Raw genomic sequence first — 26,547 nt, forward strand, 5'->3', positions numbered from 1 at the left:
GCCCGACGGCCCGGCGCTGTTCCTCGAACCTTCCATCCAGCCCTTCGGGATAGATCGCATATTCCGCGCCGTCACCCATCGGCTTTTCCGCCGCCAGCTTCAGCACTTCGCGCGTCAAATCGGCCAGCGGCTCGCCGGTCAGCACGATGCCGTGCCACGGCTGCGTATTGCCGCCGCTGGGGCTGCGCTGCGCCCTTTCCAGAACCCTCTTCAGCTTCTCTGCATCGACCGGCCGGTCGGTGAAATTGCGGATCGAGCGGCGAGTCTCCACAGCGGTGGTCACGTCCATGTCAGTCTTCCCCCTCGAACAGTCCGGCGAGCTGCTCGATGATGACACCGCCCAATTGCTCGACATCCATGATGGTTACGGCGCGCTTGTAATAGCGGGTCACGTCATGGCCGATCCCGATGGCGACCAGCTGGACCGGGCTCTGCTTTTCGATCCAGTCGATCACCTTGCGAAGATGCTGTTCGAGATAGCCTGCGCTGTTGACGCTGAGGGTCGAATCATCGACCGGCGCACCGTCGGATATGACCATCAGGATGCGGCGCACCTCGGGCCGTCCGATCAGGCGATTATGCGCCCAGAGCAGCGCCTCGCCGTCGATATTTTCCTTCAGCAGCCCTTCGCGCATCATCAGCCCGAGATTGCGGCGGGCGCGGCGCCAGGGTTCGTCGGCTTTCTTGTAGATGATGTGGCGCAGATCGTTCAGCCGACCCGGGGCCTGCGGCTTGCCATCGGCGAGCCAAGCCTCGCGGCTTTGTCCGCCCTTCCATGCGCGCGTCGTAAAACCGAGGATTTCGGTCTTCACGCCGCAGCGTTCCAGCGTTCGGGCCATGATATCGGCGCTGATCGCGGCGATGGAGATGGGCCGTCCGCGCATCGAACCGGAATTGTCGATCAGCAGGGTGACGACGGTGTCCTTGAATTCCTGCTCCCGTTCGGACTTGTAGGATAGCGAATGGCCGGGAGAAACGACAACGCGCGCCAGCCTCGCGGCGTCGAGCAGGCCTTCTTCCTGGTCGAAATCCCAGCTGCGGTTCTGCTGCGCCATCAAGCGGCGCTGCAAGCGATTGGCGAGGCGCGTGACCACGCCCTGCAGGCCCTGCAACTGACTGTCGAGATAAGTTCGCAGCCGGTCCAGTTCCTCGGCATCGCAAAGCTCGTCCGCCATCGCGATCTCGTCGAACTTCTCGGTATAGGCGGTATATTCGAAGCCGTCGGGAATGTCGGTCCAGCTGCGATTGGGGCGGACCGGCATCATGCCTTCCTCGCCCTCGTCGCTCGGGTCGCCCTCGCCCATTTCCTCGTCGGAGGATTGTTCCGTTTCCGCTTCCCCGGTGTCGTCGCCTTCGGCGCGTTCGCCGGCCATTTCGGCGGTATTCGGATCGCCCTCGGTCTGGTCGTCCCCGCTCTCTTCCTCGTTCTCGTCCTGCCCTTCCTCGTCGCTGTCCTCGTCCCCATCCTCGGGCTCGGGCGCTTCCTGCGGGCGAGTCAGGTCGAGATTGCGGAGCATGTCGAGCGTGAGGGTCTGGAACGCCTTCTGATCGTCCAATGAACCAGCCAGAGTGTCGAAATCGGCCCCCGCCTTGTTCGAGATGAACTCGCGCACGAGGTCGACACCGGCGCGGGCGCGTTCGGGCACGGGCTGGCCGGTCAACGCCTCGCGCAGCATCAGCGACAGGGCGCTCTGCAGCGGCACGTCGTCCGCTTCGCGTGCGCGGGCGATGGGATCGGACGCGGTGCGAAGCTGGGTCGCGGCGTCGAGATTGTCGCGGATACCGGCGTAATCGCGGGTGCCGAGCGCCTCGTATCGGACCTGCTCAACGGCGTCATAGACAGCGCGGGCGACGGGCTCGGCAGGAGCGCCGCGGCGGTGCAGGCCTTCGTTGTGGTGGCGGAGCCGAAGGGCGAAACTGTCGGCGAAACCCCGCGCCTCCCGTGCCTGGTCCGGCGGAAGGTTACGGCCCGGCAGCGGCACGCGGAAGCTCTTGCCGGTAGCGGTCGGGCTGTCGGCGCTCCACGCTACTTCCACCTCGGGCTCGTTCGCCAGGGCGCGGCTTGCGCCGGTCAGCGCACGCTTGAACAGGTCGAGAGGGGTTTCGTCAGCCAAGGCTTGTCAGACGATCGACTGACCGGTCTTTTCCCAATCGGCGAGGAACCCCTCGATCCCCTTGTCCGTCAGGACATGATTGGCGAGGCTGAGGATGACCTTGGGCGGCATGGTCGCCACATCGGCACCGATCCGCGCGCTTCCCAGAACGTGACCCGCATGGCGCACGCTGGCGACCAGGATCTCGGTTTCGAAAGCGTAATTGTCGTAAATCAGGCGGATGTCGCGGATGAGGTCCATTCCGTCGAAGCCATTGTCGTCATGACGGCCGACGAAAGGCGAGATGAAAGTCGCCCCGGCTTTTGCAGCCAGCAGCGCCTGGTTGGCGGAAAAGCACAGGGTGACATTCACCATCGTGCCATCCTCGGTCAGCGCCTTGCAGGTCTTCAGCCCGTCGATGGTGAGCGGCACCTTGATGCAAACATTGTCCGCGATCTTCCGCAGCACTTCGGCCTCGCGCATCATGGTGTCGTGATCCAGCGCGACGACTTCGGCGCTGACCGGCCCGTCGACGATGTCGCAGATCTCCTTCGTCACTTCCATGAAATCGCGGCCCGATTTGTGGATGAGCGAAGGATTGGTCGTCACCCCATCCAGCAGGCCGGTGGCGGCCAGTTCGCGGATGGCGTCGATCTCGGCGGTATCGGCAAAGAATTTCATGGCGGAAGGCGCTTTCCTCAGGTGTGATTCCCTCGTGTCCTTAGCCGCGCAGGTCGCTTGCGGCTAGGGGTGGGCGAGAGAGCGGAGGGAAGTCAGTAGGCCGCATCCAGCCGCGCATTGGCGCCGAATACGCCGATCAGCAGCGGGTCGCGCGTGGAGGCGGGATTGCGCCGGATCGCGGCTTCCTCGCGCCCGATTTCCTGCCAGATCGCATCGTTGACGCGAGTGGAGAAGCCTGTCGCCAGCCGCCCGACGTCGACTCCGGTGAGCGCCGTCAGCGCCTGCCCCACGAGCGGGTCTTCCGCGACGCGCATGGCCCGCGCCAATTCGGGCACCATCGCTTCCACCAATGCGCCGCCCATCTGCTGCCGCAGGAAAGAGGTCGCCGCGGTCGGACCGCCGCGCACGAGATCCACGGCATTCTGGAAGCCCACCACCCGCACCGCATCGGCGACCAAGGGCGCGGCGCGTTCCGCCCCTTCGATGGCGATGTCGGCAAAGGCGCGGTTCAGGCGGTCGCGGAACAGGGCGGAGGTCAAGATGTTCGACAGGACATCGCCGCGCGTGCCGAGAATATTGCCGAGACCCACGGTGCGGACCTGCTCGTCCCAATAGCCGCCCGGAGCGGTAAGCCGGGTGAAAGCGCGTTCACTGGAAAGGTAGAGCATCTGGCGGATCGCGTCGGTGAGGGTGAAACCCCGATTGCCGAGGCTGGTGCAGCCCGGGAGCATCATCAAGCCACCGATCCCGATGGCGCTACCCAGCCCGCCCATGAATTTACGCCTGCCCAGATGCTGCTCAAAGCCTCGCACAACGTCCGCTTTTGTCATCCCACTCATAATATTCGTCCTCCCGGCAAGCTCTGCCCTTGTCGGCCCTGCTCAGGCCTTGCCATATAGGGGCCGCAAGATGAACCGCGCCCGATGCCTCGTTTTCAATGCCGCGCTCGGCGCGCTGGACTACCGTGTGCCTGACGGCATGGCGGTGGAGCCGGGGACGATCGTCACCGCTCCGCTTGGCCCCCGCCAGATCACCGGCATCGTCTGGGAAGAAGAACATTTACGGGCTAACCCGGTTCCGGATGCCAAGCTTCGCCCGCTGCTGGGCGTGCTGCCGGTGCCGCCGATCCGCGCCAGCCTGCGGCGGCTGATCGAATGGACGGCGGATTATTACTGCGCGCCGCTGTCGCATGTCGCGCGCATGGCCTTGTCGAGCGGCGGGGCGCTTCGCGGCCCCGCCACCATGACCGAATATCGTCTGTCGGGCGGGATGCCCGAACGCATGACGCCGCAGCGCGAACGGGCAATGGAACGGCTGGAGGGCGAACAGGCGACCATTCGCGAATTGGCCGATATCGCCGGCGTATCCGACGGCGTGCTGCGCGGGCTTGTCAGCCAGGGCGTGCTGGAGCCGGTCACCGTCGATTGCGACCGCCCCTACCCCGCTGCCGTAGCCGATTTCGCCGAGCCGGTCCTGAACGCCATACAGCAGGAAGTCGCCGACCGAATCGTCGGTGCCGTGCAGGAGGAACGCTTCGCCCCTTTCCTGCTCGACGGCGTGACCGGCTCGGGCAAGACGGAGACCTATTTCGAACCGATGGCGGCGGCATTGCGCGCCGGGCGGCAGGTGCTGGTGCTGCTGCCTGAGATCGCGCTGACCGAGAATTTCCTGCGCCGGTTCGAGGAGCGCTTCGGTGCGGCACCGGTCGTCTGGCACAGCGCGCTGAAGAGCACCGAACGCCGCCGCGCCTGGCGCGCCATCGCCGAAGGGCCGGAGAATGGGGGTGCGCAAGTGGTGGTCGGCGCGCGGTCGGCTTTGTTCCTGCCGTTTCGCGCGCTGGGCCTGATCGTGGTGGACGAAGCGCATGAGGTCAGCTTCAAGCAGGATGACGGCGTGCGATACAACGCCCGCGATGTGGCGGTGATGCGCGCTCGGTTCGAGGAAATCCCGGTCATCCTCGCCAGCGCGACACCCGCGCTTGAAAGCCTGCAGATGGCGGAAAGCGGCATTTACGAAAAGCTCGACCTGCCCAGCCGCTTTGGCGGGGCGAGCATGCCCGACATCGACATCGTCGATCTGACGAAGGAAGTGCCCGAACGGGGCCGATGGCTGGCACCGCGCCTGGTGGAGGAGATGAAGGCGCGGCTCGAACGGGGCGAACAGTCGCTGCTGTTTCTCAACCGCCGTGGTTACGCTCCGCTGACCCTGTGCCGCCATTGCGGCTATCGCTTCCAGTGCCCGAATTGCGCCGCCTGGCTCGTGGAACATCGCCTCAGCCAGCGGCTGGCCTGCCACCATTGCGGCCACGAAACGCCGCCACCGCCCGTCTGCCCCGAATGCGGCGAACCCGATTGCCTCGTCGCCTGCGGGCCGGGCGTGGAGCGCATTGCGGACGAGGTCGCGGAGATCCTGCCCGATGCGCGGGTGGCGCTGGTTACATCGGACACACTGAACGCACCGGAGAAAGCCGCACAATTCGTCGCGCAGGCGGAGGCTGGCGCGATCGATGTCATCGTTGGCACTCAACTGGTAACCAAAGGGTTCCATTTTCCCGAACTGACGCTGGTCGGAGTCGTGGATGCCGACCTGGGCCTCGAAGGCGGCGATCTGCGCGCGGCCGAGCGCACCTATCAGCAGGTCGCCCAGGTCGCCGGTCGCGCCGGGCGCGGCGCAAAGCCGGGATCGGTGCTGATCCAGACGCGCCACCCCGATGCACCCGTCATCGCCGCGCTGGCGGCTGGCGACCGCGATGCCTTTTACGAGGCAGAAACCGAGGCGCGGCGTGATGCGGGCGCCCCGCCCTTCGGCCGCTGGGCCGCAATCATCGTGTCGAGCGAGGACGAAGCGGAGGCGCGCGAGGCCGCCCGCGCCATCGGCGGCACCCGCCCCGACCTGCCCGACGTGGCGATCCTCGGCCCCGCGCCTGCACCCATGGCGCTGCTGCGCGGACGATATCGATACCGGCTGCTGATGAACGCTCGCCGCAGCGCCAATCTGCAGGACGTGATCCGCAAGTGGCTGGGCGACCTTAATTTCCCGCAGGGCGTGCGGGTCAGCGTGGATGTCGACCCCTACAGCTTCGTCTAGCCGGTCGGCTCACGCGGAACCGGGCGAGCGTTCGCCGGATTGTAGCGGCATGACGCAACCCGTTCTCGTACCGATCCTCGGCGACCAGCTTTCCCGCAATCTCGCCTCCCTGAGGGGGCGGACGAAAGACGATACGGTCATCCTGATGATGGAGGTCTGGGAGGAGGCGACCTACGTCAGACATCACAAGCAGAAGATCGCGCTAATCTTTTCCGCCATGCGGCACTTCGCGGCCGAGCTTCGGGATGCAGGCTGGACGGTCGATTACACGCGCCTGGACGACGAGGACAATTCGCAAAGCTTCACCGGCGAAGTCGCCCGTGCGGTGGAACGGCACGACCCGCGCGAAATCCATGTGGTGGAGGCAGGCGAATGGCGTGTGCAGCAGGCGATTGAGGAATGGGCCGACAAGTTCGACTGCGCCGTAACTGTCCTGCCGGACGACCGCTATCTCTGCTCCATCGCCGATTTCCGCGAATGGGCCGAACACCGGGGCAGCCTGCGGATGGAGACATTCTACCGCGAAATGCGCCGCCGCACCGGCCTGCTGATGACCGGAGACGGCAAGCCCGAAGGCGGCGAATGGAATTACGACAAGGAAAACCGCAAACCGCCTGCGGACGAAATGGAGCCGCCGCCACGCCCCACCTTCCCGCCCGATGCAATGACGGATGAGGTGATCGCAATAGTGGAAAGCCGCTTCGGTGACCATTTCGGCAGCCTCGAAGATTTCGGCTGGCCCGTCACGCGCGAGGAAGCGCAAGTCGCGGCCGATGTCTTTTTCGCCGAACGGATCGAACGGTTCGGCCCCTATCAGGACGCGATGGTGACGGGCGAGGACCAGCTCTACCACTCCATGCTGTCCACCAGCATCAACCTCGGCCTGCTCGACCCGATGGAATTGTGCCGAAGGGCGCAGCAGGCGCTGCATGACGGCAAGGCACCGATCAATTCGGTGGAAGGCTTCATCCGCCAGATCATCGGCTGGCGCGAATATGTGCGCGGCTTCTACTGGTTCCACATGCCGGGCCTGCAGACCGCCAATGCGCTGGAGGCGCATCGCCCGCTGCCGGAATTCTACTGGACCGGCGAAACCGAAATGGCCTGCATGGCCGATTGCGTCCGCTCAACCCGAGACAATGCCCATGCCCATCATATCCAGCGGCTGATGGTGCTGGGCAATTTCGCGCTGCTGGCCGGGATCCATCCGCAGGATGTGCAGGACTGGTATCTGGTGGTCTATGCCGATGCCTACGAATGGGTCGAACTGCCCAATGTGTCGGCCATGATCCTCTATGCCGATGGCGGGAAGCTGGCGACCAAGCCCTATGCCGCCAGCGGAAACTACATCAACAAGATGTCGGATTACTGCGGCAGTTGCACCTATTCCCCGCACAAGAAGACCGGCGAAGGCGCCTGCCCCTTCAACCCGCTATACTGGCATTTCATGACCCGGCATCGTGACCGGCTGGAGAGCAATCACCGCGTCGGGCGGATCTACGCCAATTGGGACCGCATGGACGAGGAGAAGCAACAGGCCTATCTGACCAGCGCAGAAGCTATTCTCGAAACGCTCGAACCCGCGTCGGGCTGGGCCCGCAACATCTGAAGGAACCGCCTGTCATGCTGACCATCCACCATCTCGGCCTGTCGCAGTCCGAACGCATCGTCTGGCTGGCGGAGGAAATGGGGCTCGAGTACGAATTCCGCCGCTATGAGCGCCGCGCCGACAACCGAATGGCGCCCGATGAATACAAGGCGCTGCATCCCATGGGCATCGCGCCGGTCATCACCGATGGCGATCTGGTGCTGGGCGAAAGCGGGGCGATCATCGACTATATGGTCGCGACCTATCCGGGCGGTGAGGCCCTAGTGCCCTCACCCGGTAATATCGATTTTGCGGACCATCTGTTCTGGTTCCACTTCGCCAACGGCACCTTCATGACCAACGGCATGATGCAGTTGATGCTGATGATGGCCGATGCCCAGAACCCGATGCCGGGGCAGTTCGTGGCGACGCGGACCGAGAAGGCCTGGGATAGGGTCGAACAGCGATTGGGCGAGGCGAAATATTTTGGCGGCGCAATGCTGTCGACCGCCGACATCATGATGGGATACGGCCTCACCACCGCGCGCCTGACGCGCGGTACCTCGATCGAGCCTTACCCGAACATCCGCGCTTATCTGCAACGCATAGGTGAGCGCCCGGCCTACTCCCGCGCGATGGCCAAGGCCGAACCGGGCATGGCGCCCAAGCTGGACTAACCCGCAGAGGCGAGCGTCACGCCCTCTCGCGCCAGCAGGCTGCGTTTCATCTCCGCGCCATAGGCATAGCCGCCGAGCTTGCCGTCATGCGCAATGACCCGGTGGCAGGGCACGAGCACCGCCACGCCATTCGCTCCGTTTGCACCGCCCACCGCCCGCGTCGCGTTCGGATTGCCAAGGCGTTCGGCGATGTCGCGATAGGACCGGGTATCGCCTGCCGGAATGGCGCGCAGTTCTGCCCAGACGCGGTGCTGAAATTCCGTTCCGTGCTGGTCCAGCGGAATGTCGGCCCCGTCCCGCTCGCCAGCGACGACCGCCTGGATGCGCGCTACCAGGGCATCGAATGCAGCGTCGCGTCCGCGCAATTCGGCCTTGGGAAAGTGGCGGCGAAGGTCCTGCTCGTCCTCTCCGAAGCTGAGGCGGCAGATGCCGTCTTCGCTCGCGGCGACCAGCATCGGGCCATAGGCACTGTCGACGACCGCATGGCGTATGATTTTGCCTGTGCCTTTTTCCGTTTTTCCGGTGTTTCGCATGATCTGGCCTCTCCTGAAATGAGCCTCGCCTCGACGGCAGGAGGACTGCCACCATCAGCCTTTACTTGCGGCCTGGCGGGCGACTCGCCTAAGCATCCGCCGCATCATGATACGCCGCTTCCATCTTGTCATCACGCCCTTTGCTCTGGTGGCCGCGCTTGCCGCGATACTGCTCGCCGCTTTCGTCGCGCTCGCCCCTGCCCGCGCCGAACCTGCCGACATCGCAGCAGCGGCGCGCGGGGTTGTCCGCGTCGTCGTGATCGGCACCGATGGTGAGGAAATCTACCCCATCAGCCACGGCACGGGGTTCGCGGTATCCCCGACCCGCATCGTCACGAACGCACATGTCGTGATGCAGGCGCGTGGGGACGAAACCCTGCGGATCGGCATCGTGCCGTCCGAAGGTGACGATGCCGAATATGCAAGTGTGATCGCCGTCAGCCCCCGCAACGATCTTGCCCTTCTGGCGATCGAAGGCGACCTTCGCCTGCCGCCTCTCAGCATCGCCGGCGGCGGCATCAGCGACAGCGGCGAGGTTTCGGCGGTCGGCTACCCGATGAATGTCGACCGGGCGCAGGGGCTGGGAAATGGCGACATCTTCAAATCGCAGCCGCCGGTGAAGAGCCGCGGCTTCCTGTCCGGCAGTCGGCCATCGCGGCAGTTCGACACGATCCTGCACACAGCGCCCATCGCGCGCGGAAATTCGGGCGGCCCGCTGCTCGATCAATGCGGCAGGGTGCTCGGCGTCAACAGCTTCGGTGCCGATTCGGACGGGTCGGATGCGGAGTTCTATTTCGCCGTTTCGGACCGCGAATTGCTGCCTTTCCTGCGCGAGAACGGCGTGCAGCCCGTGATCAACGCCATGCCATGCCGCAGTCTCGCCGAACTGGACGCAGCGGAACAGGAGCGCCGCGATGCCGAGCAGCGCGCCGCGCGCCTGCAACTGTCGAACGAGGCCGCAGCCCAGCGCGACCGCCGCCAGCGCGCGCAACTCGAAGCTGAAATGGAGGTGGCGCAGGAGAGGGAGAACGCAATGGCGCTGGCGGCCCTGCTGATAATCGCCGCTCTCCTCGCCGCGGGGCTGGCCTGGCGCGCCAACCAGCGCAGGCTGGATGAAGACGCGGATGAGGAGGAGCTCGACCACGGCAATCGCGATCGCAACGTCATGCTGGCATTCGGCGCCTTTGCCGTTCTGGCAGCGGCTACTTCCGTCGGCGTATGGCTTTCTCGTCCCGGTCTTGCCGAGATCGACCGCAGGGTTGCCGCCGCCGTGGCCGAAACGCAAAGCGGTGGTGAAGAAGAGCCCCGGGCAGCGACTCCCGCCGCCGAAAACCTGATCTGCACGCTCGACCCGACCCGCAGCAGGGTGACCGGCCCCGCGAATGAGGAGATAGCATTCTCCTGGGACCCGCAAGGATGCGTGAACGGGAGGACGCAATACGGCTTTGCGGGCGGCATATGGTCGCGCCTGTTCGTGCCGAATGAAGAAGCCGCCGTGTCGGTGAACAGCTTCGATCCGGCGAGCCAGACCTACCGCATGGAGCGCTACCTGCTGCCCCGCGCAGGAATGGAAGCGGCCCGGTCCGCCCGAGCCGCCTATTCCGCGCCGACCTGCGGCAGCGACGAACCGGCGACCCTGCTGGGTGAACGCCAGTCCGCCGTCACCGCCCTCCTGCCCGATGCACCGAACGAACGTTTGGTCTATGACTGCCGGACCGAGGGAGGTTAGCGCAAAGGTTCTTTCCACTCCCCTTGCAACTTGCATCCGTGGCAGCCCGGTGCTAGGCGCGCGCCATCGATTGCCCGGACGACCTCGTCGTCGCTGCGGTGATACGCCATCGTTCCAACCGGACCCGAGAGGACAGAGACGCGTGGAGATTTCCGCCGGTATTCAGGCTAGCCTGGCAGGCCGCTATGCCGTGGCATTGTTCGATCTCGCATCCGAGAACGGCACCGTCACGCAGGTCGAGAACGACCTTGAGAAGCTGGACGCCGCGATCCGCGAATCGGCCGATTTGCGGTCGCTGATCCACAATCCGCAGGTCTCGCGCAAGGCTGCCGAAGGGGCGCTGCACGGTGTTGCCGACCTGCTCCTGATCGGCCCGCTCACCCGCAATTTCCTCGGCGTGCTGGCGCAGAACCGCCGCCTGTCCGATCTGCCGGCCATGATTCGCGCCTTCTCAGCCATTGCCGCCGCCCAGCGCGGCGAGATCACGGCCAAGGTGTCCAGCGCCCATGCGCTGTCCGAAGCGCAGCTTGCCGCCCTGCGCGCCAAGTTGACCGCCCGCGAGGGCCGGACCGTGAAGCTTTCCCACGAGGTCGACCCCGAACTGCTCGGCGGCCTTGTCGTTACCATCGGATCGCGCCGTATCGACGGATCGATCCGCACCCGTCTCAACTCCCTAGCTCAAGCCATGAAAGGCTAATCATGGAAATCCGCGCCGCAGAAATCTCGAAGGTCATCAAGGACCAGATCGCCAATTTCGGCACCGAGGCCGAAGTCAGCGAAGTCGGTTCTGTCCTGTCCGTCGGTGACGGTATCGCCCGCATTCACGGCCTAGACAACATCCAGGCCGGTGAAATGGTCGAGTTCCCGGGCGGGATCCAGGGCATGGCCCTGAACCTCGAATCCGACAATGTCGGCGTCGTGATCTTCGGGTCCGACAGCGGCATCAAGGAAGGCGACATCGTCAAGCGCACCGGCACCATCGTCGACGTCCCCGTCGGCAAGGGCCTGCTCGGCCGCGTGGTCGACGCGCTCGGCAATCCGATCGACGGCAAGGGCCCGATCGTCGCTGAAAAGCGCAGCCGCGTCGAAGTGAAGGCACCGGGCATCATCCCGCGCCAGTCGGTGAACGAGCCCGTGCAGACCGGCCTCAAGGCCATTGACGCCCTGGTCCCTGTCGGCCGTGGTCAGCGCGAACTGATCATCGGTGACCGCCAGACCGGCAAGTCCGCCGTGGCCATCGACACCTTCATCAACCAGAAGCACGGTCACACCACCGACGACGAAGGCAGGAAGCTTTACTGCATATATGTCGCCGTAGGTCAGAAGCGTTCGACCGTCGCCCAGATCGTCAAGAGCCTGGAAGAAAACGGCGCGATGGAATATTCCATCGTCGTCGCCGCGACCGCTTCCGAGCCTGCGCCGCTTCAGTACCTCGCGCCCTACACCGGCTGCGCGATGGGTGAATTCTTCCGCGATAACGGCATGCATGCCGTTATCGTCTATGACGATCTTTCCAAGCAGGCCGTGGCCTATCGCCAGATGTCGTTGCTGCTGCGTCGTCCCCCGGGCCGCGAAGCCTATCCCGGCGACGTCTTCTACCTCCACAGCCGCCTTCTGGAGCGCGCGGCGAAGATGAACGACACGCATGGCGGCGGATCGCTGACCGCGCTGCCGATCATCGAAACGCAGGCCGGCGACGTGTCGGCCTATATCCCGACCAATGTGATTTCGATCACCGATGGCCAGATCTTCCTTGAAACCGACCTGTTCTATCAGGGCATCCGTCCGGCCATCAACGTCGGCCTGTCGGTCAGCCGTGTTGGCGGTGCCGCTCAGACCAAGGCGATGAAAAAGGTGTCCGGCTCGATCAAGCTGGAGCTGGCGCAATATCGTGAAATGGCGGCCTTCGCCCAGTTCGGATCCGATCTCGACGCATCGACGCAGAAATTGCTGAACCGCGGCGCGCGTCTGACCGAATTGCTGAAGCAGGCGCAATTCTCGCCCATGCCGTTCCAGGAACAGACCGTGTCGATCTTCGCCGGCACCAACGGCTATCTCGACAAAGTGCCGGTGGACCGCGTTACGGATTACGAAACCGCCATGCTGGGCTACATGCGCAGCGAACATGCCGATATCCTGACCGACATTCGCGAAAGCAAGAATTTCGACGACGATATCAAGGCGCGCACGGTGAAGGCGCTCGACACTTTCGCCAAGCAGTTCGCCTGATCACGCAAACCGATAAGCACTGGGAGCCGACATGGCCTCGCTGAAGGAACTCAAAGGGCGGATCAACTCGGTCAAATCGACCCAGAAGATCACCAAGGCCAAGCAGATGGTCGCCGCCGCAAAGCTGCGCAAGGCGCAGGCGGCGGCGGAAGCTGCGCGCCCCTATGCCTCGCGTCTCGCCAAGGTGATGGCCAGCCTGTGGTCCAAGGTTTCGGGCGACAGTGCACCGCTGCTGCTGTCGGGCACGGGCGAGGACCGGCGGCACCTGATGGTCGTCGCCAATAGCGACAAGGGCCTCGCCGGCGCGTTCAACTCCAACATCGTCCGCGCTGCCCTCTCCCACGCCCGCCGGCTGGAATCCGAAGGCAAGTCGGTCGAATTCTACCTGATCGGCAAGAAGGGCCGCGCACCCATCAAGCGCGCCTTCCCCGGACAGGTGAAGAACGAATTCGACACCACCGAGGTGCGTGAGCCCGGCTATGGCGAAGCGGAACGGATCGCTTCCGAGCTGATCGACATGTTCAACGCCGGCAAGTTCGACGTGGCGCATCTCTACTTCTCGACTTTCAAGAGTGCGCTGACGCAGGAGCCGACCGGCCAGCAGATTATCCCTGTGCCCACGCCGGAACTCGACCCTTCGGTCCGCGACTCGGGTGCGGTGGTCGATTACGAACCTGATGAAGAGGCGATCCTCGAGGAACTGCTGCCCCGGTACCTGAAGACGCAGATCTTCGGCGCGTTGCTGGAAAACAACGCGTCGGAACAGGGCGCATCGATGACCGCGATGGACAACGCCACGCGCAATGCCGGCGACCTGATCGACGATCTGACCATCCAGTACAACCGCAGCCGCCAGGCCGCGATCACGACCGAACTGATTGAAATCATCGCTGGCGCGGAAGCGTTGTAGCGATAACACCAACGCTGGCGCGAAAAGCGCTGCAAGATACGTCTAGGCAAGGAAGAAACCATGGCCACCGCCCCCGTACTCAACCAGACCACCAATGGCGTCATTGCCCAGGTCATCGGCGCCGTCGTCGATGTCCAGTTCGAAGGCGAACTGCCCGAAATCCTCACTGCGCTGGAAACGAAGAACGGCACGAACACGCTGGTTCTGGAAGTCGCTCAGCATCTCGGTGAGAACACCGTGCGCACCATCGCCATGGACGCGACCGAAGGCCTCACGCGCGGACAGGAAGTCATCAACACCGGTCGCCAGATCACCGTTCCGGTCGGGCCGAAGACGCTCGGTCGCATCATGAATGTCGTGGGCGAACCCATTGACGAGCGCGGCCCCGTGGGCGCCGAACGCAGTGCGCCGATTCATGCCGAGGCTCCGCTGTTCGTCGACCAGTCGACCGAAAGCGCCATTCTCGTCACGGGCATCAAGGTGATCGACCTGCTCGCGCCTTATGCCAAGGGCGGCAAGATCGGCCTGTTCGGCGGTGCCGGCGTCGGCAAGACCGTGCTGATCCAGGAACTGATCAACAATATCGCCAAGGGTCACGGCGGCGTGTCCGTCTTCGCCGGCGTGGGTGAGCGTACCCGCGAAGGCAACGACCTCTACCACGAATTCCTCGACGCAGGCGTCATCGCGAAGAACGATGCCGGTGAAGCGATCTCCGAAGGATCGAAGGTCGCGCTGGTCTTCGGCCAGATGAACGAACCTCCGGGTGCGCGCGCCCGCGTTGCCCTCTCGGGCCTGACCATGGCGGAATATTTCCGTGACGAGGAAGGCCAGGACGTGCTGTTCTTCGTCGACAACATCTTCCGCTTCACGCAGGCCGGTTCCGAAGTGTCGGCACTGCTTGGCCGTATTCCTTCGGCCGTGGGCTACCAGCCGACCCTGTCGACCGACATGGGCGCACTGCAGGAACGCATCACCTCGACCAACAAGGGTTCGATCACCTCGGTGCAGGCCATCTACGTTCCCGCAGATGACCTTACCGACCCTGCCCCTGCAACCTCCTTCGCCCACCTTGACGCGACCACCACGCTGAACCGCGCTATTTCGGAACTGGGCATCTACCCCGCGGTCGATCCGCTCGATTCCACCAGCCGCGTCCTGGAACCTCGCGTCGTCGGGCAGGAGCATTACGACACGGCTCGCCGCGTTCAGGAGACGCTGCAGAAGTACAAGAGCCTGCAGGACATCATCGCCATTCTGGGGATGGACGAGCTTTCGGAAGAGGACAAGCTGACCGTTCAGCGCGCCCGCAAGATCCAGAAGTTCCTCAGCCAGCCCTTCCACGTGGCTGAAGTCTTCACCGGTATATCGGGCAAGTTCGTGCAGCTTGAAGACACCGTCGCCAGCTTCAAGGCGGTGGTGGACGGTGAATATGACCACCTGCCCGAAAGCGCGTTCTACATGGTCGGCGGGATCGAGGATGCCGTCGCCAAGGCCAAGAAGATGGCCGAAGACGCCTGAGGCCTGAGGCCCGGATAACTGAGCGAAAGAAGCGAAAAGATCATGCCCCTGCATTTCGAACTCGTCACGCCCGCCGCGCTCGTCCGGTCGGAAGATGTTCACATGGTGATCGTGCCCGGTGTCGATGGCGAGTTCGGCGTGCTGGAGGGGCATGCTCCCTTCATGTCGACGATCCGCGACGGCAATGTGCAGATCGTCAGAACCCCCGGCGCCACGCCGGAGAACATCGCTGTTCGCGGCGGTTTCGCCGAAGTCGGCGATGGCGGCCTGAACGTTCTTGCAGAGCATGTCGAAGGCTGAGGCCCGAGCACTCTGGAAAGATTAGCGAAAGGGGCGGCCATGTGCCGCCCTTTTTGTTGGCAGGCGCGGCGTTCAGGCTGTTGCCTTTCATGCGCCTTCCGCCCAATCTGCGGTCAAGACAATCGTCAGGGAAGCAGATCCATGAAAAGACTATCCGTCCGCGCGATGGCCACGGCCGCCGCAAGCATCGCCTTGGGAACCAGCATGACTCCTCTAGCCGCACAGACCTCCCCCGCCGCCGCGCCCGCTGGCGTGCCGGACGAAAGCGCCGATCCGTTCATCTGGCTGGAAGAGGCACGCAGTGAGCGCGCTCTGAACTGGGTTCGCGCCGAAAATACGCGGACGGAGGATGAACTGACTGCCGACCCGCGTTTCCAAACGCTCAAGGCCGAAGCGCTGGCGATCCTCGATTCCGACGACCGCATCCCTTATGTCGGTTTCGCGCGCGACGGGATGTATAATTTTTGGCAGGACAAGGCCAACCCCAAGGGCATCCTGCGGCGCACGACTCTGGAAAGCTACCGCACCGACGAACCCGAATGGGAAACGGTGCTCGACGTCGATGCGCGGGCCGCTGCCGAGGGGCGCGAATGGGTTTATGGCGGCATGACCTGCCTGCCGCCGGAAGGGCGTCATTGCATGGTTGCGCTGTCCGACGGCGGCAAGGACGCGACCGTCATGCGCGAATTCGACCGCGTGACGAAAAGCTTTGTCGAAGGCGGCTTCACCCTGCCCGAAAGCCAGGGCGGCATCACCTGGATCGACCAGGACACGCTGCTGGTCGGGCGCGATTTCGGCGAAGGCACGCTGACGGAAAGCCTCTATCCCTACACGACCCGCATCTGGAAGCGCGGGCAGGATATTTCGGAAGCGCAGGAAATCTTCCGGGGCGAGCCCAGCGATGTTTCCGCCGGAGTCTACCTCCTGCGCGACAAGGACGGCGTGGAACGCGCCCGCCTCGCCTATCGCGGCCTCAGCTTTCACGAGCGCGAATACCAACTCTGGAAGGACGGCGAGTGGGTCGTGCTCGACCTGCCCAAGAAGGCCGCGCCTTACGGGCTGGTGGACGATCAGGTCCTCATTTCGACCGATGTGGACTGGACGGTCGACGGACAGACCTTTCCCGCCGATTCTCTCATCTCCGTCAATCTGGACGAGTGGAAAGCCGACCCCAACAACGCGGCGCGTACGCTTGTCTGGGCACCGGGTGACCGCCAGACCAAGCAGGGCGCGGCGATCACGTCGGACGGACTCTATGTCGGGCTGCTCGACAATGTGCGCGGCAAGGTCGTGCGCTTCAATCGCGCGAACGGCGCATGGCAGCAGCAGGAACTCGACCTGCCGGAAAATGCGACCATCGGCATTGGATCATCGGACGATCTGACCGACACGCTGATGCTGAATGTGACCGATTTCCTCTCACCCACCCGCCTTTTCCTCTACGATGGCGAGACGCAGAACCTCGAGGCTCTGAAGTCCTCGCCAGTCCTGTTCGACGCTGCCGGTGCGACGGTGGAACAGCATGAGGCGATCAGCGCTGATGGCACCGCCATTCCCTATTTCATCGTCAAGCCGGCCGGCATGGCGGAAAGCGGCAATACGCCCACCCTGCTGACCGGTTACGGCGGTTTCCAGGTGCCGCGCCTGCCGGGCTATCTCGGCACGACGGGCAAATTGTGGCTCGAGCGCGGGGGTGCCTATGTCCTCGCCAATTTGCGTGGTGGCGGCGAGTTCGGGCCCGGCTGGCACCAGACCGCCATCCGCGAGAACAAGCAGCGCACATGGGACGATTTCATCGCCGTGGCAGAAGATCTGGTGGAGCGCGGCTTTACCACTCCCGACAATCTTGGCATTCAGGGCGGCAGCCAGGGCGGCCTTCTGGTCGGCACTGCCTTCACCCAGCGACCCGACCTGTTCGATGCCGCCATCGTACAGATCCCGCTGTTCGACATGCTGCGCTATCACGAGATCGGGCGTGGCGCATCGTGGATCGGCGAATATGGCGACCCGCGCATCGCCGAACAAAGGGCATGGATCGAACCCTATTCGCCCTATCAGAAACTGAATGAAGACAAGGACTTCCCCAAGCCCTTCTACATCACCAGCACCGCCGACGACCGCACGCACCCTGCTCATGGCCGCAAGGCCGCAGCCAGGATGAAGGCGAATGCCGACGATTATCTCTATTACGAGGACATGGTCGGCGGACATTCCGGCGGCGTGGACAATGAACAGCGCGCCAAGCTGCTGGCGCTGCAGAACGTCTATCTTCTGCGGCAACTTGCCGACTGAACTAACCAGAACCGCAAGAAACGACCGGCTGCCCGTGCTTTCGTACGGGTAGCCGGGAGGACAGGCGGCCTTTCGGAAGATTCTGGCTACTAAGCGCCCTGATTACGGGAAGAACCGGGCGATGCCGCGGGCCTGAGGCCGATACATGCGGACCGAAAGGTCACGGCATTGCATGATGCCGAGCAGAATCATTGTCTACCATCAAATTTGCCAGGTTGGCGACACCGGCGCTTACCGCACGATGACCGTGCCGATCATCCCCTTCTTCTCATGCGGAAGGCAGACGTAGCGATAGGTGCCCGGAACAGTGAAAGTGTAGGACCAGACCTCGCCAGCCCCGATGCTGCCCGAATGGAAGCTTTCCGCACCGGCGGGCAACTGCACATTTTCAGCGTTGGCCGCCATCCTCTTGTCGGCTGTCACGGTATGCGCGATCGGCGATGTGTTGCGCCATTGGACCGTCTGGCCGCTCTGGATAGCCACGGCCTCAGGGTCGAAGTTCACCATTCCCATGGTGACGGTCGCATCCACTTGCGGGGGCGGCGGTTCGGTATGCGCCGGGCCGCTTAGCCCACAAGCGGCGAGGCTGAAGGCACCCGCTGCGATCAATGCCGTTCGCGTCAAGAGCATCGTCTTTCTCCAGGTCAGTCGCGACATGAAGACTACGCGGGCCGCAGGTGCCTGTTCCCGCTCTAGCGGCGGTCGGCTAGCCCAGCACGGCCTTGATCGCCGGACCGTAGGGTGACCCGCCCAGCCAGCCGATCTGCGTTTCCGCCGTGACGCGGTTGATTTCCGTCTGCGGGATGTTGCCGCCGCTGACCGGCTGGCGCAGCGGGCGGGTGCCCGGGGCCATGGCGATCAATTGTTCGATCACGCGCGGCACATCCATCGGATCGGCGGAGCGGCCCGATCCGTCTTCCTCGCCCATATTCGCGACGATCTGCGGATAGCCTGTGAGATGCTCTTCCTCAGCCCGCGCCTTCAGGGCGCCGGTGTAGATATTGCGATTGACCCATACCTCGGTCGGATAGCCGCCGGGCTCGACGATGGAGACGTCGATGTTGTGCGGCACAAGTTCGTAGGCAAGCTGTTCGCTCATCGCTTCAAGCGCGAATTTGGTGCCGGAATAATGCCCGCCATGGGGCACGATCACCCGGCCAAGCTGCGAACTGATCTGGATGATCTGGCCGCTGCCGCGCTGCCGCATTCCGGGCAGCACGGCGCGGGCCAAGCGGTGCGGGCCGAAGACGTTGGTGTCGAAGATCAGCTTCGTCGCCTCCATGTCCTGCACCTCGGACGGTCCGGTGATGCCGATCCCGGCATTGTTCACCAGCACGTCCAGCGGCCCGCCATTGATCCGTTCGGCCTCGGCAACGCCGCGTGCGACCTGCTCGTCCGACAGCACGTCGATCTCGATGATGTGGATGTCCAGCTTTTCGGCGCGGGCGAGTTCGGCCAGTTCCGCCGCTTCGGGACGCGGCAGGTTGCGCATGGTCGCGAACACCTTCGCCCCGCGCCGCGCGTAATGTTCCGCGCCCAGCCTGCCGAAGCCCGAAGACGTGCCGGTGATCAGGATCGACTTGCCCGACAGATCGCGCGGCGGCGCACTTGCTGGCCCCACCTGCGCCAGTGAAGCAGTGGCGGCGAAGACACTCACCGCAGCGGTTCCGGCGAGCAGATGGCGGCGCGAGAGATCGGGCATGTCGGTTTCCTTCTCCGGTATGGGTCGCGCCCGCATGTAGCAGATAATCGCTCCAATCATCACCCTGAGATGACACCGTTTCTTTCTGGCCACTGGATCGAAACCCGCCATCCGGTCGTTGGCAGCTGAAAAGGAAAGGATTTTCAATGCTGCGTTCCCTTCTCATGGGCCTGGTCGCGGGGCAGCGATCGATGTCGCCGCTGGCAGCGCTCGCGGGTGCCGCGCGCCAGGGCACCCTGCCCTACGACAATGCCGAGGCGCGGCAGCTGGAACATCCCATGATTGCCGCCGGCGGCGTTGCCATGGCCGCTGCCGAGATGGCGGGCGACAAGATGGAGAGCGCGCCCGACCGTACCGTTTTCCTGGGCCTGCTCGCACGGACCATCACCAGCGGTTTCGCGGGTGCGACGCTCGCGCCGCCGAACCGGCGGCTCGCGGGCGCGGCAATCGGGATCGGCGCGGCGCTGGCAGCCTCGCATGCCGGGCTTGCCGCGCGCAAATGGGCGATGGAGCGCTGGGGGCAGACCGCGACGGGCTTCGTCGAAGACGCGCTCATGATCTCGTCGGCCATGGTCATCGCCAACGCACGTCCCGCTCCCGAATGATCAGCGGGTCGGCGCGTGGAAGTCGGGCGGTTTGTCCTGCACCCATCCGACGAATTTCGCGAGCCGTTCGCTTTCCATCAGGCGCGTCCGGTCGCCGCCGATGCGGGCGAGTTCGGCATTGGTGAAATTGGCGTGGATCGCGGGGTGGCAGATCGGATGCACCGGCACGGTGTCGCAGCCCTTCTTCGACTTGGGCACGGTATGATGCTGCTGGATGCGGACCCCGAAGGGGCGATCGCAGAGCCAGCAGGACAGCCCGCCCTGTCCTGCGGCATCGTCTTCGCACGGCATCATCCGCAGATCACTTCTTCTGCATTTCTTTCCGCTTCTTCATCGTGTCGTGGAAGCGGTCCGCCCAGCCGGGCTTCACCAGTTGATCGCTGCGGACCATCCGCAATTCACCCTCGGCCACATCGCGGCTGACCGCGCTTCCCGCAGCTACGATGGCGTCCGCCCCGATGCGCAGCGGTGCGATGAGCGACGAGTTGGAGCCGATGAACGCACGTTCGCCGATCTGGGTCCGGTGCTTGAAATAGCCATCGTAATTGCAGGTGATGGTGCCCGCGCCGATATTCGCGCCCGCACCGACGTCGGCATCGCCGAGATAGGTAAGATGGCTCGCCTTCGCCCCTTCACCAAGCGTGGCGTTCTTGATCTCGACGAAATTGCCGACCTTCGCGCCTTTCTCAAGCACCGCGCCGGGCCGCAGGCGGGCATAGGGGCCGACAGTGACGCCTTCGCCCAGCGTGGCGCCTTCAAGGTGCGTGAAGGCGCGGATCGTCGCCCCGTCGGCCACCTTGACGCCCGGCCCGAAGACGACGTTCGGTTCTATGGTCACGTCCTGCCCCAGTTCCGTGTCCCAGCTGAAGAACACGGTCTCGGGCGCTTTCAGGCTGGCCCCTTCGGCCATGGCCTCCTCGCGCCGGTATGCCTGCCACTGTGCCTCTGCCGCGGCAAGTTCGGCGCGGCTGTTGATCCCGGCCACTTCGCCGGGATCGCCCGTCTTCACCACGGCGCAATGCCGCCCGTCTTCATTGGCGACGTTCACGATGTCGACGAGGTAATATTCGCCCTGCGCATTGTCGTTCCCGACGCGTGAGAGCAGGTCGAACATGTCGGCGCTGCGGGCGGCCATCAGGCCGGAATTGCATAGGGTGCAGGCGCGCTCCTCGTCACTCGCATCCTTATATTCCACCATCTTCGCTACGCGGCCGGCATCGTCAGCGATGACACGGCCATACTGCAGCGCGTCCGCAGGTTCAAAGCCGAGCACGACCACGGCGGGGGCATCCTCGGCATGCAACCGGTCGAGCATGGCGGCCATAGTCTCGGGCCGCACGAAGGGAACGTCGCCATACAAAACCAGCACATCACCATCGAATTCGCGCAAGGCCTCCTGCGCCTGCTGCACGGCATGGCCGGTGCCTTCCTGCGGTTCCTGCAGGGCTGTCTCGGCGCGCCCGGCCAGCGCCCTCTCCATCTGGTCGCGCCCTGCGCCGACCACGACCACCGTCTTTTCCGGCGAAAGCGTGCCCACCGACGCCATCAGGTGATCGAGCATCGGCCTTCCGGCAATCGGATGCAGAACCTTGTGCGTGGCGGATTTCATCCTCGTGCCCTTGCCTGCGGCAAGGATGATGGCGGCGATCTTGGCGTGTCTTGTCATGCCTCGTCCATTGCCACCATTTGCTTGCGGTTTGAAGTCGCTTGCGCCACGCGGGGCCGCAATGAACGATTTCCCTCTCGACATCGTCGGCTTCGACCTCGACGGAACCCTGCTCGACACCCACCAGGATCTGGGGACGGCGGTGAACCACGCGCTGGATCTGGCAGGCCGTCCGGCAGTCCCGGTGGAGCGGATCGAAAGCCTGATCGGCGGCGGGGCCAAGCTGATGCTGCGCCGGGCGCTCGAAGAAACAGGCGGCATATCGGAGGAAGATTTCCGCCCGCTCTACAAGGCGCTGCTGGCTTATTACGGCGAACACAATGCCGATCATTCGCGCCCCTATCCGGGCGTGGTGGACACGCTTGACGAACTCGCGCGGCGGGGCGTGAAGCTGGCCGTGGTTACCAACAAGTTCGAAAGCTTCGCGAGCGACATCCTGCGAAAACTGTCGCTCGACCATCATTTCGGTGCAATCATCGGCGGCGACACCATGGGCAAGGGCCGCGCGAAGCCAGCGCCCGATCCGATTTTCGAGATGATCCGCCGGCTGGCTGGCGATAATACCGATGTGTCGCGCGCCGCTTTCGTCGGTGACAGCAGTTACGACATCGGTTCCGCACGCGCTGCCGGTGTTCCGGTGATTGCCGCTGCGTATGGCTATTGCGACCGCTCTCCGCAGGATTTGGGCGCGGATGCGGTGATCGACACGATGGCGGACTGTATAGCCGCCCTGGAATCGCTCCGCGCCTGAGTTTGCCCGCGCAACCAACGCCCTGCCCCTACGGCATGGCGGACCACCGCGAGCACGGTTGAAGCGCGCTGAAATCGGTGCCATTTCCGCTGCAGACCTTCATTCTTTCAGACCAAGAGGACCGATCATATGACCATTTCCTTCAAGGACCGCGTAGCAATCGTCACCGGCGCAGGCGGCGGCCTGGGCAAGGAATATGCCCTCGAACTCGCCCGCCGCGGCGCGAAGGTGGTGGTGAACGATCTTGGCGGATCGCGAGACGGCACCGGCACATCGGATGCGGCAGCGCAGGTGGTCGAGGAAATCGAGAAGGCCGGCGGCGAAGCCATCGCCAATGGTGCGTCAGTCACTGAATACGACCAGATGGAAAAGATGGTCGCCGACGCCAAGCAGAAGTGGGGCGGCGTCCACGTCCTGATCAACAATGCCGGCGTGCTGCGCGACAAGAGCTTTGCGAAGATGAGCCCCGACGATTTCGAATTCGTCGTCCGCGTTCACCTGCTCGGCAGCGCTTACGCAACCAAGGCCGTCTGGGACACGATGCGCGACCAGGCCTATGGCCGCATCCTGATGACCAGCAGCTCGACCGGCTTGTTCGGCAATTTCGGGCAGGCTAATTACGGCGCGGCGAAGCTGGGCCTTGCTGGTCTGACGAAGACGCTCCACCTTGAAGGCGCGAAATACAACATCAAGGTCAATTCTCTGTCGCCCGTCGCCGGAACGCGCATGACGGAAGACCTCTTCCCCGAAGAAGCATTCAAGCTCTTCGGCCCGGAAAATGTCGTGCCCGCCGCGCTGTTCCTGGTCAGCGAGGATTCGCCGACCAATGCCATCGTCGGTGCCGGTGCAGGCGGCTTCCATTCCGCCTGGGTCATGATGAACGACGCCGTGTGGCTGAAGGACGATGAACGCACCGTCGAAGGCTTTGCCGAGAACTGGGACAAGATTTCGGAAAAGAACAATCTGCACGCACCCCAGTCGGGTGCCGAACAGTCGGGCACGATCCTGAAGGCGATGCAGAGCGTGCTGGGCAAGGATGCGGCGCCCTCCTCCACCCGCGGCTAAGCTTCGCTGCCCATTCAACAAGACCCCCGCGCCGTTTGCGGCGCGGGGGTCTTCTTACGTCCGGGCCGACAGAAATCAGGCGTCGACGGCTTTCACTAGTCTCCGTTCGACCGGGGCGAGAATGCCCGCGAGTTCGTGCCCGCGTTTCAGCACCTGTCCGTGTTCGCCATACAGCGTCCACATGCCCTGCTTGTTGCGCAAGGACGGTCGTTTCTCGACGCGCGTCTGCGGACGTTCGGCAGCCCTGCGGAAGGCGTCGAACATGGCGGCCTCGCGGGTAAAATCCATGGCGTAGTCGCGCCACTGCCCTGCCGCCACCATCCGTCCGTACAGGTCGAGAATGCGCTGCAACTCGTCACGGGCGAAAGCTGTCTGCAATGGCTGCTGCCCGGGAAAGGGCAGCACCGTGCCGGAAAAAGCCGCCATCAACTGTCCGTCCCGCTGCGACGCGCGGCATCTTCGCCGCCTGATTTCAGGCGTTCCAATTCGTCGTGCAACGCTTTCACCTGCACTTCCAGCGCTATCATCCGCTTGTCCTCGGGCCGAGGCGTAGTGGTTTCGTCGCACGGCGTGCCATAGGGCATGAACCCGCGCATCCATGTTTCCACCGGCACCAGCGTGGACCGCGCCTTCATGCCGATCATCGTCGCCCCTTCGGGCACATCGTCGGTTACGACGGCATTCGCGCCCACGCGGGCGCGCTCGCCGATTTCGATCGGGCCGATGACCTGCGCGCCCGACCCGATGATGACATTATCCCGCAAGGTCGGGTGGCGTTTGCCGGGCACGCCATTCGTCGGATTGGTTCCGCCGAGCGTCACGCATTGGTAGATTGTCACATTGTCGCCGATCTCGGCGGTTTCGCCGATGACGGTGAAGCCGTGATCGATGAACAGATTGCGCCCGATGGTCGCGCCCGGGTGGATATCGATGGCGGTGATCATGCGCGAGAAGTGGTTCACGAAGCGTGCCAGGAAGAACAGATCGGCCTCGAACAGCCAATGCGCCACGCGGTGCAGGGCCATGGCCAGAACGCCCGGATAGAGCAGGATCTCCCAGCGGGATCGCGGCGCGGGGTCACGGGCGCGAATGGAGTCCAGATAGGAGACGAGACGGTCAAACATCAGGGCAAGTCTCCCACCTAAAACGCGTCAGATCAAGCGCGGTTGCCTTTCCGCCCCTGCCTCCGCGTCGCTTACAGCTTCCAGCGCCTCTCGCCAGAGGGACATGGTTGCCGCACTCTTGCGTTCCAGGCTCAGCCTGTCGATCTCGGCCACGAGGGTCTCGATACCGGCAAAGCTGCGCATGACACGCGGCACGAGATAGGTAAGCGCGCCCTCGCCCAGTGCAAGACCTGCCTGCTCGGCATGGCTTTCGATCAGCGCGGCGACCATCGCATCGTCAGGCACGCCGATCTGGAGGGGGAGCGCCGCTCCGATCCGCGACCGCAGATCGGGCAAGGCGATATCCCAGCGTTCCGCACCGGTCACCAGCAGCAGCGCATCGCCGCTCTCCTGCGCGCGGTTCCAGCGGTGGAACAGGTCGGTTTCGTCGAGCGTGTCGGCATCGTCCACGACTTCGCGCCCGCCCTGCACCGCGAACCAGCGCGCCAGCAGCGATCGGCCCGAACGGGGCGGGCCTGACAGGATCGCAGTGCGGAACGGCCAGCCTGACGGGCTGGACAGTGCCTCGACCGCTGCCTCATTCGCATTGCCGACGACGATCCGCGCCGGTTCGCGGCCCGGTCCTTGCGACAGTGGAAGCGCGAATTGCGACACTTGCCGTCAGCGGCTGATGGAGAGCGAATTCGCCCCTTGCGAGACGTTGAAGCCGCGCGCGCGCAACGCGGCCGCGAGTTCGGATAGGTCTCCGGCGAAACTGACCGACATGACGGAAGTTCCGCCAAGGGCGAGGCTGGTGGTCGATACGCCGCGCACGCCCGCTGCGCTGCGAACGGCGGCAAGCGACGCGTCGACCGCTCCTGCGTCGGGTGTGCTGAACTGCACGGTGTAGCTGCTGGTCTGCGCGGGCAGATCGGGCAAGGTGATGGTCGGCGCTTCCTCACGCGCTTCGCGTGCGGCAGCAGCATTTGCCCTCGCGCGCCGGGCCTGCGCTTCGGCGGCAGCGGCGGCCCGTTCCTGGGCGCCTGCCTGCCGGCCCATTTCGATGAGACGCTGCAGAGCCGGGTCCATTTCGGGCGTGTCGAGATTGAGCGTCGGATCGGGCGTGAGAGTACCCTGCGCAAGGGCCCGCTGGAAGATCTGGTCGAACCGCACCACCGCCTTCGCCAGCATCGCATCGAGCTCGGCCGACGTATCCGCTGTCATGGTGAAGGTTTCGAGAAAGCGGCTGTCCGGCCCGTAACGCGCGGTGAAGGTACCCTCGATCGGCCCGCCCGGGTAACGATAGCGAAGCTGCGCGATGGGAACGAGCACATCCGACGCGCCCAGCTGGTCGAGCACGGTGCGCCACCAAGTACGGCTGCGGCGACCCACCTGCCCCGCCGTTACCAGCAGCGAATCGCCGCCCGCGCCAGAGGGCCTGACGTAGTCGATCCGGCTGCCACCCGTCTGGTATTCCGCCCAGGCCCGCTGCCAGGGATTGCGCATCTCGTAGACGGTTTCGACCCCGCCCGAGATTGTTACCGGCACCAGCAGCATCGGGGCGGAGCGTTCCGCCTGTCCGCCTGTGCCGAGATACTGCCCTGCCCGCTGGCGATCGAAGATTACCCCGACTGTGGCGATATAGCGCTTCGGCCCGATCCGCTCGCGCTCGACCACGATGGCGGATACCAGCCCTTCGAGCTGCGAATCGGAGATTTCGGGTCCGTCGATCCTTTCCCAAGCCAGCTTCGCCGCTTCCTGCCAACCGGCGGCGCGTGCTTCCTCTGCCGTTTCGCCGCTGGTATCGACCTCGATCCCGCCGACGTTAATGTCGCTGCTGCTGGCGACCGGCGCGATCCCGCGATCGCCGCCCACTTGCGCCACCAGAGCAGCGCCGCCGAGCACCGTCAGGCCGAGCAGGAAAGGCGTCACCGCGCGCTTCATGGTCCGCAGGGAACCTGTGCCGCGCTGGGGCCGGGTGGAGTGGCTGGAATCGCTCATCGGGGAAAACTGACCGC

Annotated in this window: 26 protein-coding genes; 13 read left to right on the forward strand and 13 right to left on the reverse strand. The window is 64.4% G+C overall.

The window, feature by feature from the left end:
* The 4 genes from G7A66_RS14170 to G7A66_RS06695 form a co-directional block, all read right to left on the reverse strand.
* The coding region (locus G7A66_RS14170) for a nitroreductase family protein (protein ID WP_232366697.1) at window positions 1–289 on the reverse strand (289 nt) is incomplete at its 3' end.
* Window position 290: 1 nt separating this feature from the next.
* Entirely contained in the window at window positions 291–2,114 is a 1,824-nt protein-coding gene (cobT, locus tag G7A66_RS06685) for a cobaltochelatase subunit CobT (protein ID WP_174294912.1), read from the reverse strand.
* Between the two features lie 6 nt (window positions 2,115–2,120).
* Window positions 2,121–2,774: a fructose-6-phosphate aldolase gene (fsa, locus tag G7A66_RS06690; RefSeq protein ID WP_174294913.1), complete on the reverse strand. Its 654-nt coding sequence runs from the start codon at window positions 2,772–2,774 to the stop codon at window positions 2,121–2,123.
* Between the two features lie 92 nt (window positions 2,775–2,866).
* Entirely contained in the window at window positions 2,867–3,613 is a 747-nt protein-coding gene (locus G7A66_RS06695) for a DUF4197 domain-containing protein (protein WP_232366698.1), read from the reverse strand.
* A gap of 70 nt (window positions 3,614–3,683) precedes the next feature.
* Here G7A66_RS06695 and G7A66_RS06700 point away from each other — a divergent pair, with 70 nt between their 5' ends.
* The 3 genes from G7A66_RS06700 to G7A66_RS06710 are packed head-to-tail and all read left to right on the forward strand — an operon-like array spanning window position 3,684 to window position 8,126.
* On the forward strand, window positions 3,684–5,861 hold the full coding sequence (locus G7A66_RS06700) for a primosomal protein N' (RefSeq protein WP_174294914.1): 2,178 nt from the start codon (window positions 3,684–3,686) through the stop codon (window positions 5,859–5,861).
* A gap of 49 nt (window positions 5,862–5,910) precedes the next feature.
* Window positions 5,911–7,470: a cryptochrome/photolyase family protein gene (locus G7A66_RS06705; RefSeq protein WP_174294915.1), complete on the forward strand. Its 1,560-nt coding sequence runs from the start codon at window positions 5,911–5,913 to the stop codon at window positions 7,468–7,470.
* A 14-nt stretch (window positions 7,471–7,484) separates the two neighbouring features.
* Entirely contained in the window at window positions 7,485–8,126 is a 642-nt protein-coding gene (locus G7A66_RS06710) for a glutathione S-transferase family protein (RefSeq protein WP_174294916.1), read from the forward strand.
* Here G7A66_RS06710 and G7A66_RS06715 read toward each other — a convergent pair.
* A complete protein-coding gene (locus G7A66_RS06715; RefSeq protein WP_174294917.1) occupies window positions 8,123–8,659 on the reverse strand; it encodes a methylated-DNA--[protein]-cysteine S-methyltransferase in 537 nt (178 codons plus the stop codon). The two genes, G7A66_RS06710 and G7A66_RS06715, sit on opposite strands and share 4 nt — an antisense overlap.
* A 106-nt stretch (window positions 8,660–8,765) precedes the next feature.
* Here G7A66_RS06715 and G7A66_RS06720 point away from each other — a divergent pair, with 106 nt between their 5' ends.
* The 7 genes from G7A66_RS06720 (at window position 8,766) to G7A66_RS06750 (ending at window position 17,637) form a co-directional block, all read left to right on the forward strand.
* Window positions 8,766–10,388 (forward strand): S1C family serine protease, encoded by a 1,623-nt coding sequence (locus tag G7A66_RS06720; RefSeq protein WP_174294918.1) that lies wholly within the window; start codon window positions 8,766–8,768, stop codon window positions 10,386–10,388.
* Between the two features lie 142 nt (window positions 10,389–10,530).
* Window positions 10,531–11,085, forward strand: coding sequence for a F0F1 ATP synthase subunit delta (locus G7A66_RS06725; RefSeq protein WP_174294919.1), 555 nt, complete (start codon window positions 10,531–10,533; stop codon window positions 11,083–11,085).
* A 2-nt stretch (window positions 11,086–11,087) separates the two neighbouring features.
* Complete coding sequence (atpA, locus tag G7A66_RS06730) at window positions 11,088–12,617, forward strand: F0F1 ATP synthase subunit alpha (RefSeq protein ID WP_174294920.1); 1,530 nt, start codon at window positions 11,088–11,090, stop codon at window positions 12,615–12,617.
* A gap of 31 nt (window positions 12,618–12,648) precedes the next feature.
* Window positions 12,649–13,527: a F0F1 ATP synthase subunit gamma gene (locus G7A66_RS06735; RefSeq protein WP_174294921.1), complete on the forward strand. Its 879-nt coding sequence runs from the start codon at window positions 12,649–12,651 to the stop codon at window positions 13,525–13,527.
* A gap of 60 nt (window positions 13,528–13,587) precedes the next feature.
* Window positions 13,588–15,045, forward strand: coding sequence for a F0F1 ATP synthase subunit beta (gene atpD / locus G7A66_RS06740; RefSeq protein WP_174294922.1), 1,458 nt, complete (start codon window positions 13,588–13,590; stop codon window positions 15,043–15,045).
* Between the two features lie 42 nt (window positions 15,046–15,087).
* Window positions 15,088–15,345: an ATP synthase F1 subunit epsilon gene (locus G7A66_RS06745; protein ID WP_174294923.1), complete on the forward strand. Its 258-nt coding sequence runs from the start codon at window positions 15,088–15,090 to the stop codon at window positions 15,343–15,345.
* 141 nt (window positions 15,346–15,486) lie between these two features.
* Entirely contained in the window at window positions 15,487–17,637 is a 2,151-nt protein-coding gene (locus G7A66_RS06750) for a prolyl oligopeptidase family serine peptidase (protein WP_174294924.1), read from the forward strand.
* A gap of 231 nt (window positions 17,638–17,868) precedes the next feature.
* Here G7A66_RS06750 and G7A66_RS06755 read toward each other — a convergent pair whose 3' ends face one another.
* Together G7A66_RS06755 and G7A66_RS06760 are read right to left on the reverse strand one after the other, a co-directional pair.
* Window positions 17,869–18,267, reverse strand: coding sequence for a plastocyanin/azurin family copper-binding protein (locus G7A66_RS06755; protein ID WP_174294925.1), 399 nt, complete (start codon window positions 18,265–18,267; stop codon window positions 17,869–17,871).
* A gap of 76 nt (window positions 18,268–18,343) precedes the next feature.
* Window positions 18,344–19,339, reverse strand: a complete 996-nt coding sequence (locus G7A66_RS06760; protein WP_174294926.1) for an SDR family oxidoreductase — start codon at window positions 19,337–19,339, stop codon at window positions 18,344–18,346.
* Between the two features lie 146 nt (window positions 19,340–19,485).
* On the opposite strand from G7A66_RS06760, the gene G7A66_RS06765 reads away from it, so the two are divergent.
* Window positions 19,486–19,944, forward strand: a complete 459-nt coding sequence (locus G7A66_RS06765; protein WP_174294927.1) for a DUF4126 domain-containing protein — start codon at window positions 19,486–19,488, stop codon at window positions 19,942–19,944.
* Here the strand turns inward: G7A66_RS06765 and G7A66_RS06770 are convergent, their stop codons facing one another.
* Complete coding sequence (locus tag G7A66_RS06770) at window positions 19,945–20,238, reverse strand: HNH endonuclease (RefSeq protein ID WP_232366699.1); 294 nt, start codon at window positions 20,236–20,238, stop codon at window positions 19,945–19,947.
* Window positions 20,239–20,245: 7 nt separating this feature from the next.
* Window positions 20,246–21,610, reverse strand: a complete 1,365-nt coding sequence (gene glmU, locus G7A66_RS06775; RefSeq protein ID WP_174294928.1) for a bifunctional UDP-N-acetylglucosamine diphosphorylase/glucosamine-1-phosphate N-acetyltransferase GlmU — start codon at window positions 21,608–21,610, stop codon at window positions 20,246–20,248.
* Window positions 21,611–21,671: 61 nt separating this feature from the next.
* On the opposite strand from glmU, the gene G7A66_RS06780 reads away from it, so the two are divergent.
* Entirely contained in the window at window positions 21,672–22,361 is a 690-nt protein-coding gene (locus G7A66_RS06780; RefSeq protein ID WP_174294929.1) for an HAD hydrolase-like protein, read from the forward strand.
* A gap of 129 nt (window positions 22,362–22,490) precedes the next feature.
* Window positions 22,491–23,426, forward strand: coding sequence for an SDR family NAD(P)-dependent oxidoreductase (locus tag G7A66_RS06785; RefSeq protein WP_174294930.1), 936 nt, complete (start codon window positions 22,491–22,493; stop codon window positions 23,424–23,426).
* 75 nt (window positions 23,427–23,501) lie between these two features.
* Here G7A66_RS06785 and G7A66_RS06790 read toward each other — a convergent pair whose 3' ends face one another.
* From G7A66_RS06790 to G7A66_RS06805, 4 genes are read right to left on the reverse strand one after another with little or no spacing between them, the layout of a single operon-like run.
* Window positions 23,502–23,852, reverse strand: a complete 351-nt coding sequence (locus G7A66_RS06790; protein ID WP_174294931.1) for a DUF2794 domain-containing protein — start codon at window positions 23,850–23,852, stop codon at window positions 23,502–23,504.
* Entirely contained in the window at window positions 23,852–24,550 is a 699-nt protein-coding gene (epsC, locus tag G7A66_RS06795) for a serine O-acetyltransferase EpsC (RefSeq protein ID WP_174294932.1), read from the reverse strand. Before epsC ends, G7A66_RS06790 begins: the two co-directional genes overlap by 1 nt.
* 27 nt (window positions 24,551–24,577) lie before the next feature.
* The gene (locus G7A66_RS06800; RefSeq protein WP_174294933.1) at window positions 24,578–25,204 is read right to left on the reverse strand and encodes a P-loop NTPase family protein; all 627 of its coding nucleotides are present in this window, start codon (window positions 25,202–25,204) and stop codon (window positions 24,578–24,580) included.
* A 6-nt stretch (window positions 25,205–25,210) separates the two neighbouring features.
* Window positions 25,211–26,530: a heavy-metal-associated domain-containing protein gene (locus tag G7A66_RS06805; protein ID WP_232366700.1), complete on the reverse strand. Its 1,320-nt coding sequence runs from the start codon at window positions 26,528–26,530 to the stop codon at window positions 25,211–25,213.
* Window positions 26,531–26,547: the final 17 nt, after the last annotated feature.

This window comes from Alteripontixanthobacter muriae (assembly GCF_013336795.1).
Taxonomy (GTDB): Bacteria; Pseudomonadota; Alphaproteobacteria; order Sphingomonadales; family Sphingomonadaceae; genus Pseudopontixanthobacter; species Pseudopontixanthobacter muriae.

Bases quoted from the DNA above. Each gene is read 5' to 3' on its own strand.
- G7A66_RS06700 (WP_174294914.1), top strand. From the start codon at position 3,684: ATGAACCGCGCCCGATGCCTCGTTTTCAATGCCGCGCTCGGCGCGCTG.
- G7A66_RS06705 (WP_174294915.1), top strand. From the start codon at position 5,911: ATGACGCAACCCGTTCTCGTACCGATCCTCGGCGACCAGCTTTCCCGC.
- G7A66_RS06765 (WP_174294927.1), top strand. From the start codon at position 19,486: ATGCTGCGTTCCCTTCTCATGGGCCTGGTCGCGGGGCAGCGATCGATG.
- G7A66_RS06710 (WP_174294916.1), top strand. From the start codon at position 7,485: ATGCTGACCATCCACCATCTCGGCCTGTCGCAGTCCGAACGCATCGTC.
- epsC (WP_174294932.1), bottom strand. From the start codon at position 24,550: ATGTTTGACCGTCTCGTCTCCTATCTGGACTCCATTCGCGCCCGTGAC.
- atpA (WP_174294920.1), top strand. From the start codon at position 11,088: ATGGAAATCCGCGCCGCAGAAATCTCGAAGGTCATCAAGGACCAGATC.
- G7A66_RS06770 (WP_232366699.1), bottom strand. From the start codon at position 20,238: ATGATGCCGTGCGAAGACGATGCCGCAGGACAGGGCGGGCTGTCCTGC.
- G7A66_RS06750 (WP_174294924.1), top strand. From the start codon at position 15,487: ATGAAAAGACTATCCGTCCGCGCGATGGCCACGGCCGCCGCAAGCATC.
- G7A66_RS06715 (WP_174294917.1), bottom strand. From the start codon at position 8,659: ATGCGAAACACCGGAAAAACGGAAAAAGGCACAGGCAAAATCATACGC.
- glmU (WP_174294928.1), bottom strand. From the start codon at position 21,610: ATGACAAGACACGCCAAGATCGCCGCCATCATCCTTGCCGCAGGCAAG.
- fsa (WP_174294913.1), bottom strand. From the start codon at position 2,774: ATGAAATTCTTTGCCGATACCGCCGAGATCGACGCCATCCGCGAACTG.
- G7A66_RS06735 (WP_174294921.1), top strand. From the start codon at position 12,649: ATGGCCTCGCTGAAGGAACTCAAAGGGCGGATCAACTCGGTCAAATCG.
- G7A66_RS06780 (WP_174294929.1), top strand. From the start codon at position 21,672: ATGAACGATTTCCCTCTCGACATCGTCGGCTTCGACCTCGACGGAACC.
- G7A66_RS06760 (WP_174294926.1), bottom strand. From the start codon at position 19,339: ATGCCCGATCTCTCGCGCCGCCATCTGCTCGCCGGAACCGCTGCGGTG.
- G7A66_RS06805 (WP_232366700.1), bottom strand. From the start codon at position 26,530: ATGAGCGATTCCAGCCACTCCACCCGGCCCCAGCGCGGCACAGGTTCC.
- G7A66_RS06745 (WP_174294923.1), top strand. From the start codon at position 15,088: ATGCCCCTGCATTTCGAACTCGTCACGCCCGCCGCGCTCGTCCGGTCG.
- G7A66_RS06755 (WP_174294925.1), bottom strand. From the start codon at position 18,267: ATGCTCTTGACGCGAACGGCATTGATCGCAGCGGGTGCCTTCAGCCTC.
- G7A66_RS06695 (WP_232366698.1), bottom strand. From the start codon at position 3,613: ATGAGTGGGATGACAAAAGCGGACGTTGTGCGAGGCTTTGAGCAGCAT.
- G7A66_RS06790 (WP_174294931.1), bottom strand. From the start codon at position 23,852: ATGGCGGCTTTTTCCGGCACGGTGCTGCCCTTTCCCGGGCAGCAGCCA.
- G7A66_RS06785 (WP_174294930.1), top strand. From the start codon at position 22,491: ATGACCATTTCCTTCAAGGACCGCGTAGCAATCGTCACCGGCGCAGGC.
- G7A66_RS06720 (WP_174294918.1), top strand. From the start codon at position 8,766: ATGATACGCCGCTTCCATCTTGTCATCACGCCCTTTGCTCTGGTGGCC.
- atpD (WP_174294922.1), top strand. From the start codon at position 13,588: ATGGCCACCGCCCCCGTACTCAACCAGACCACCAATGGCGTCATTGCC.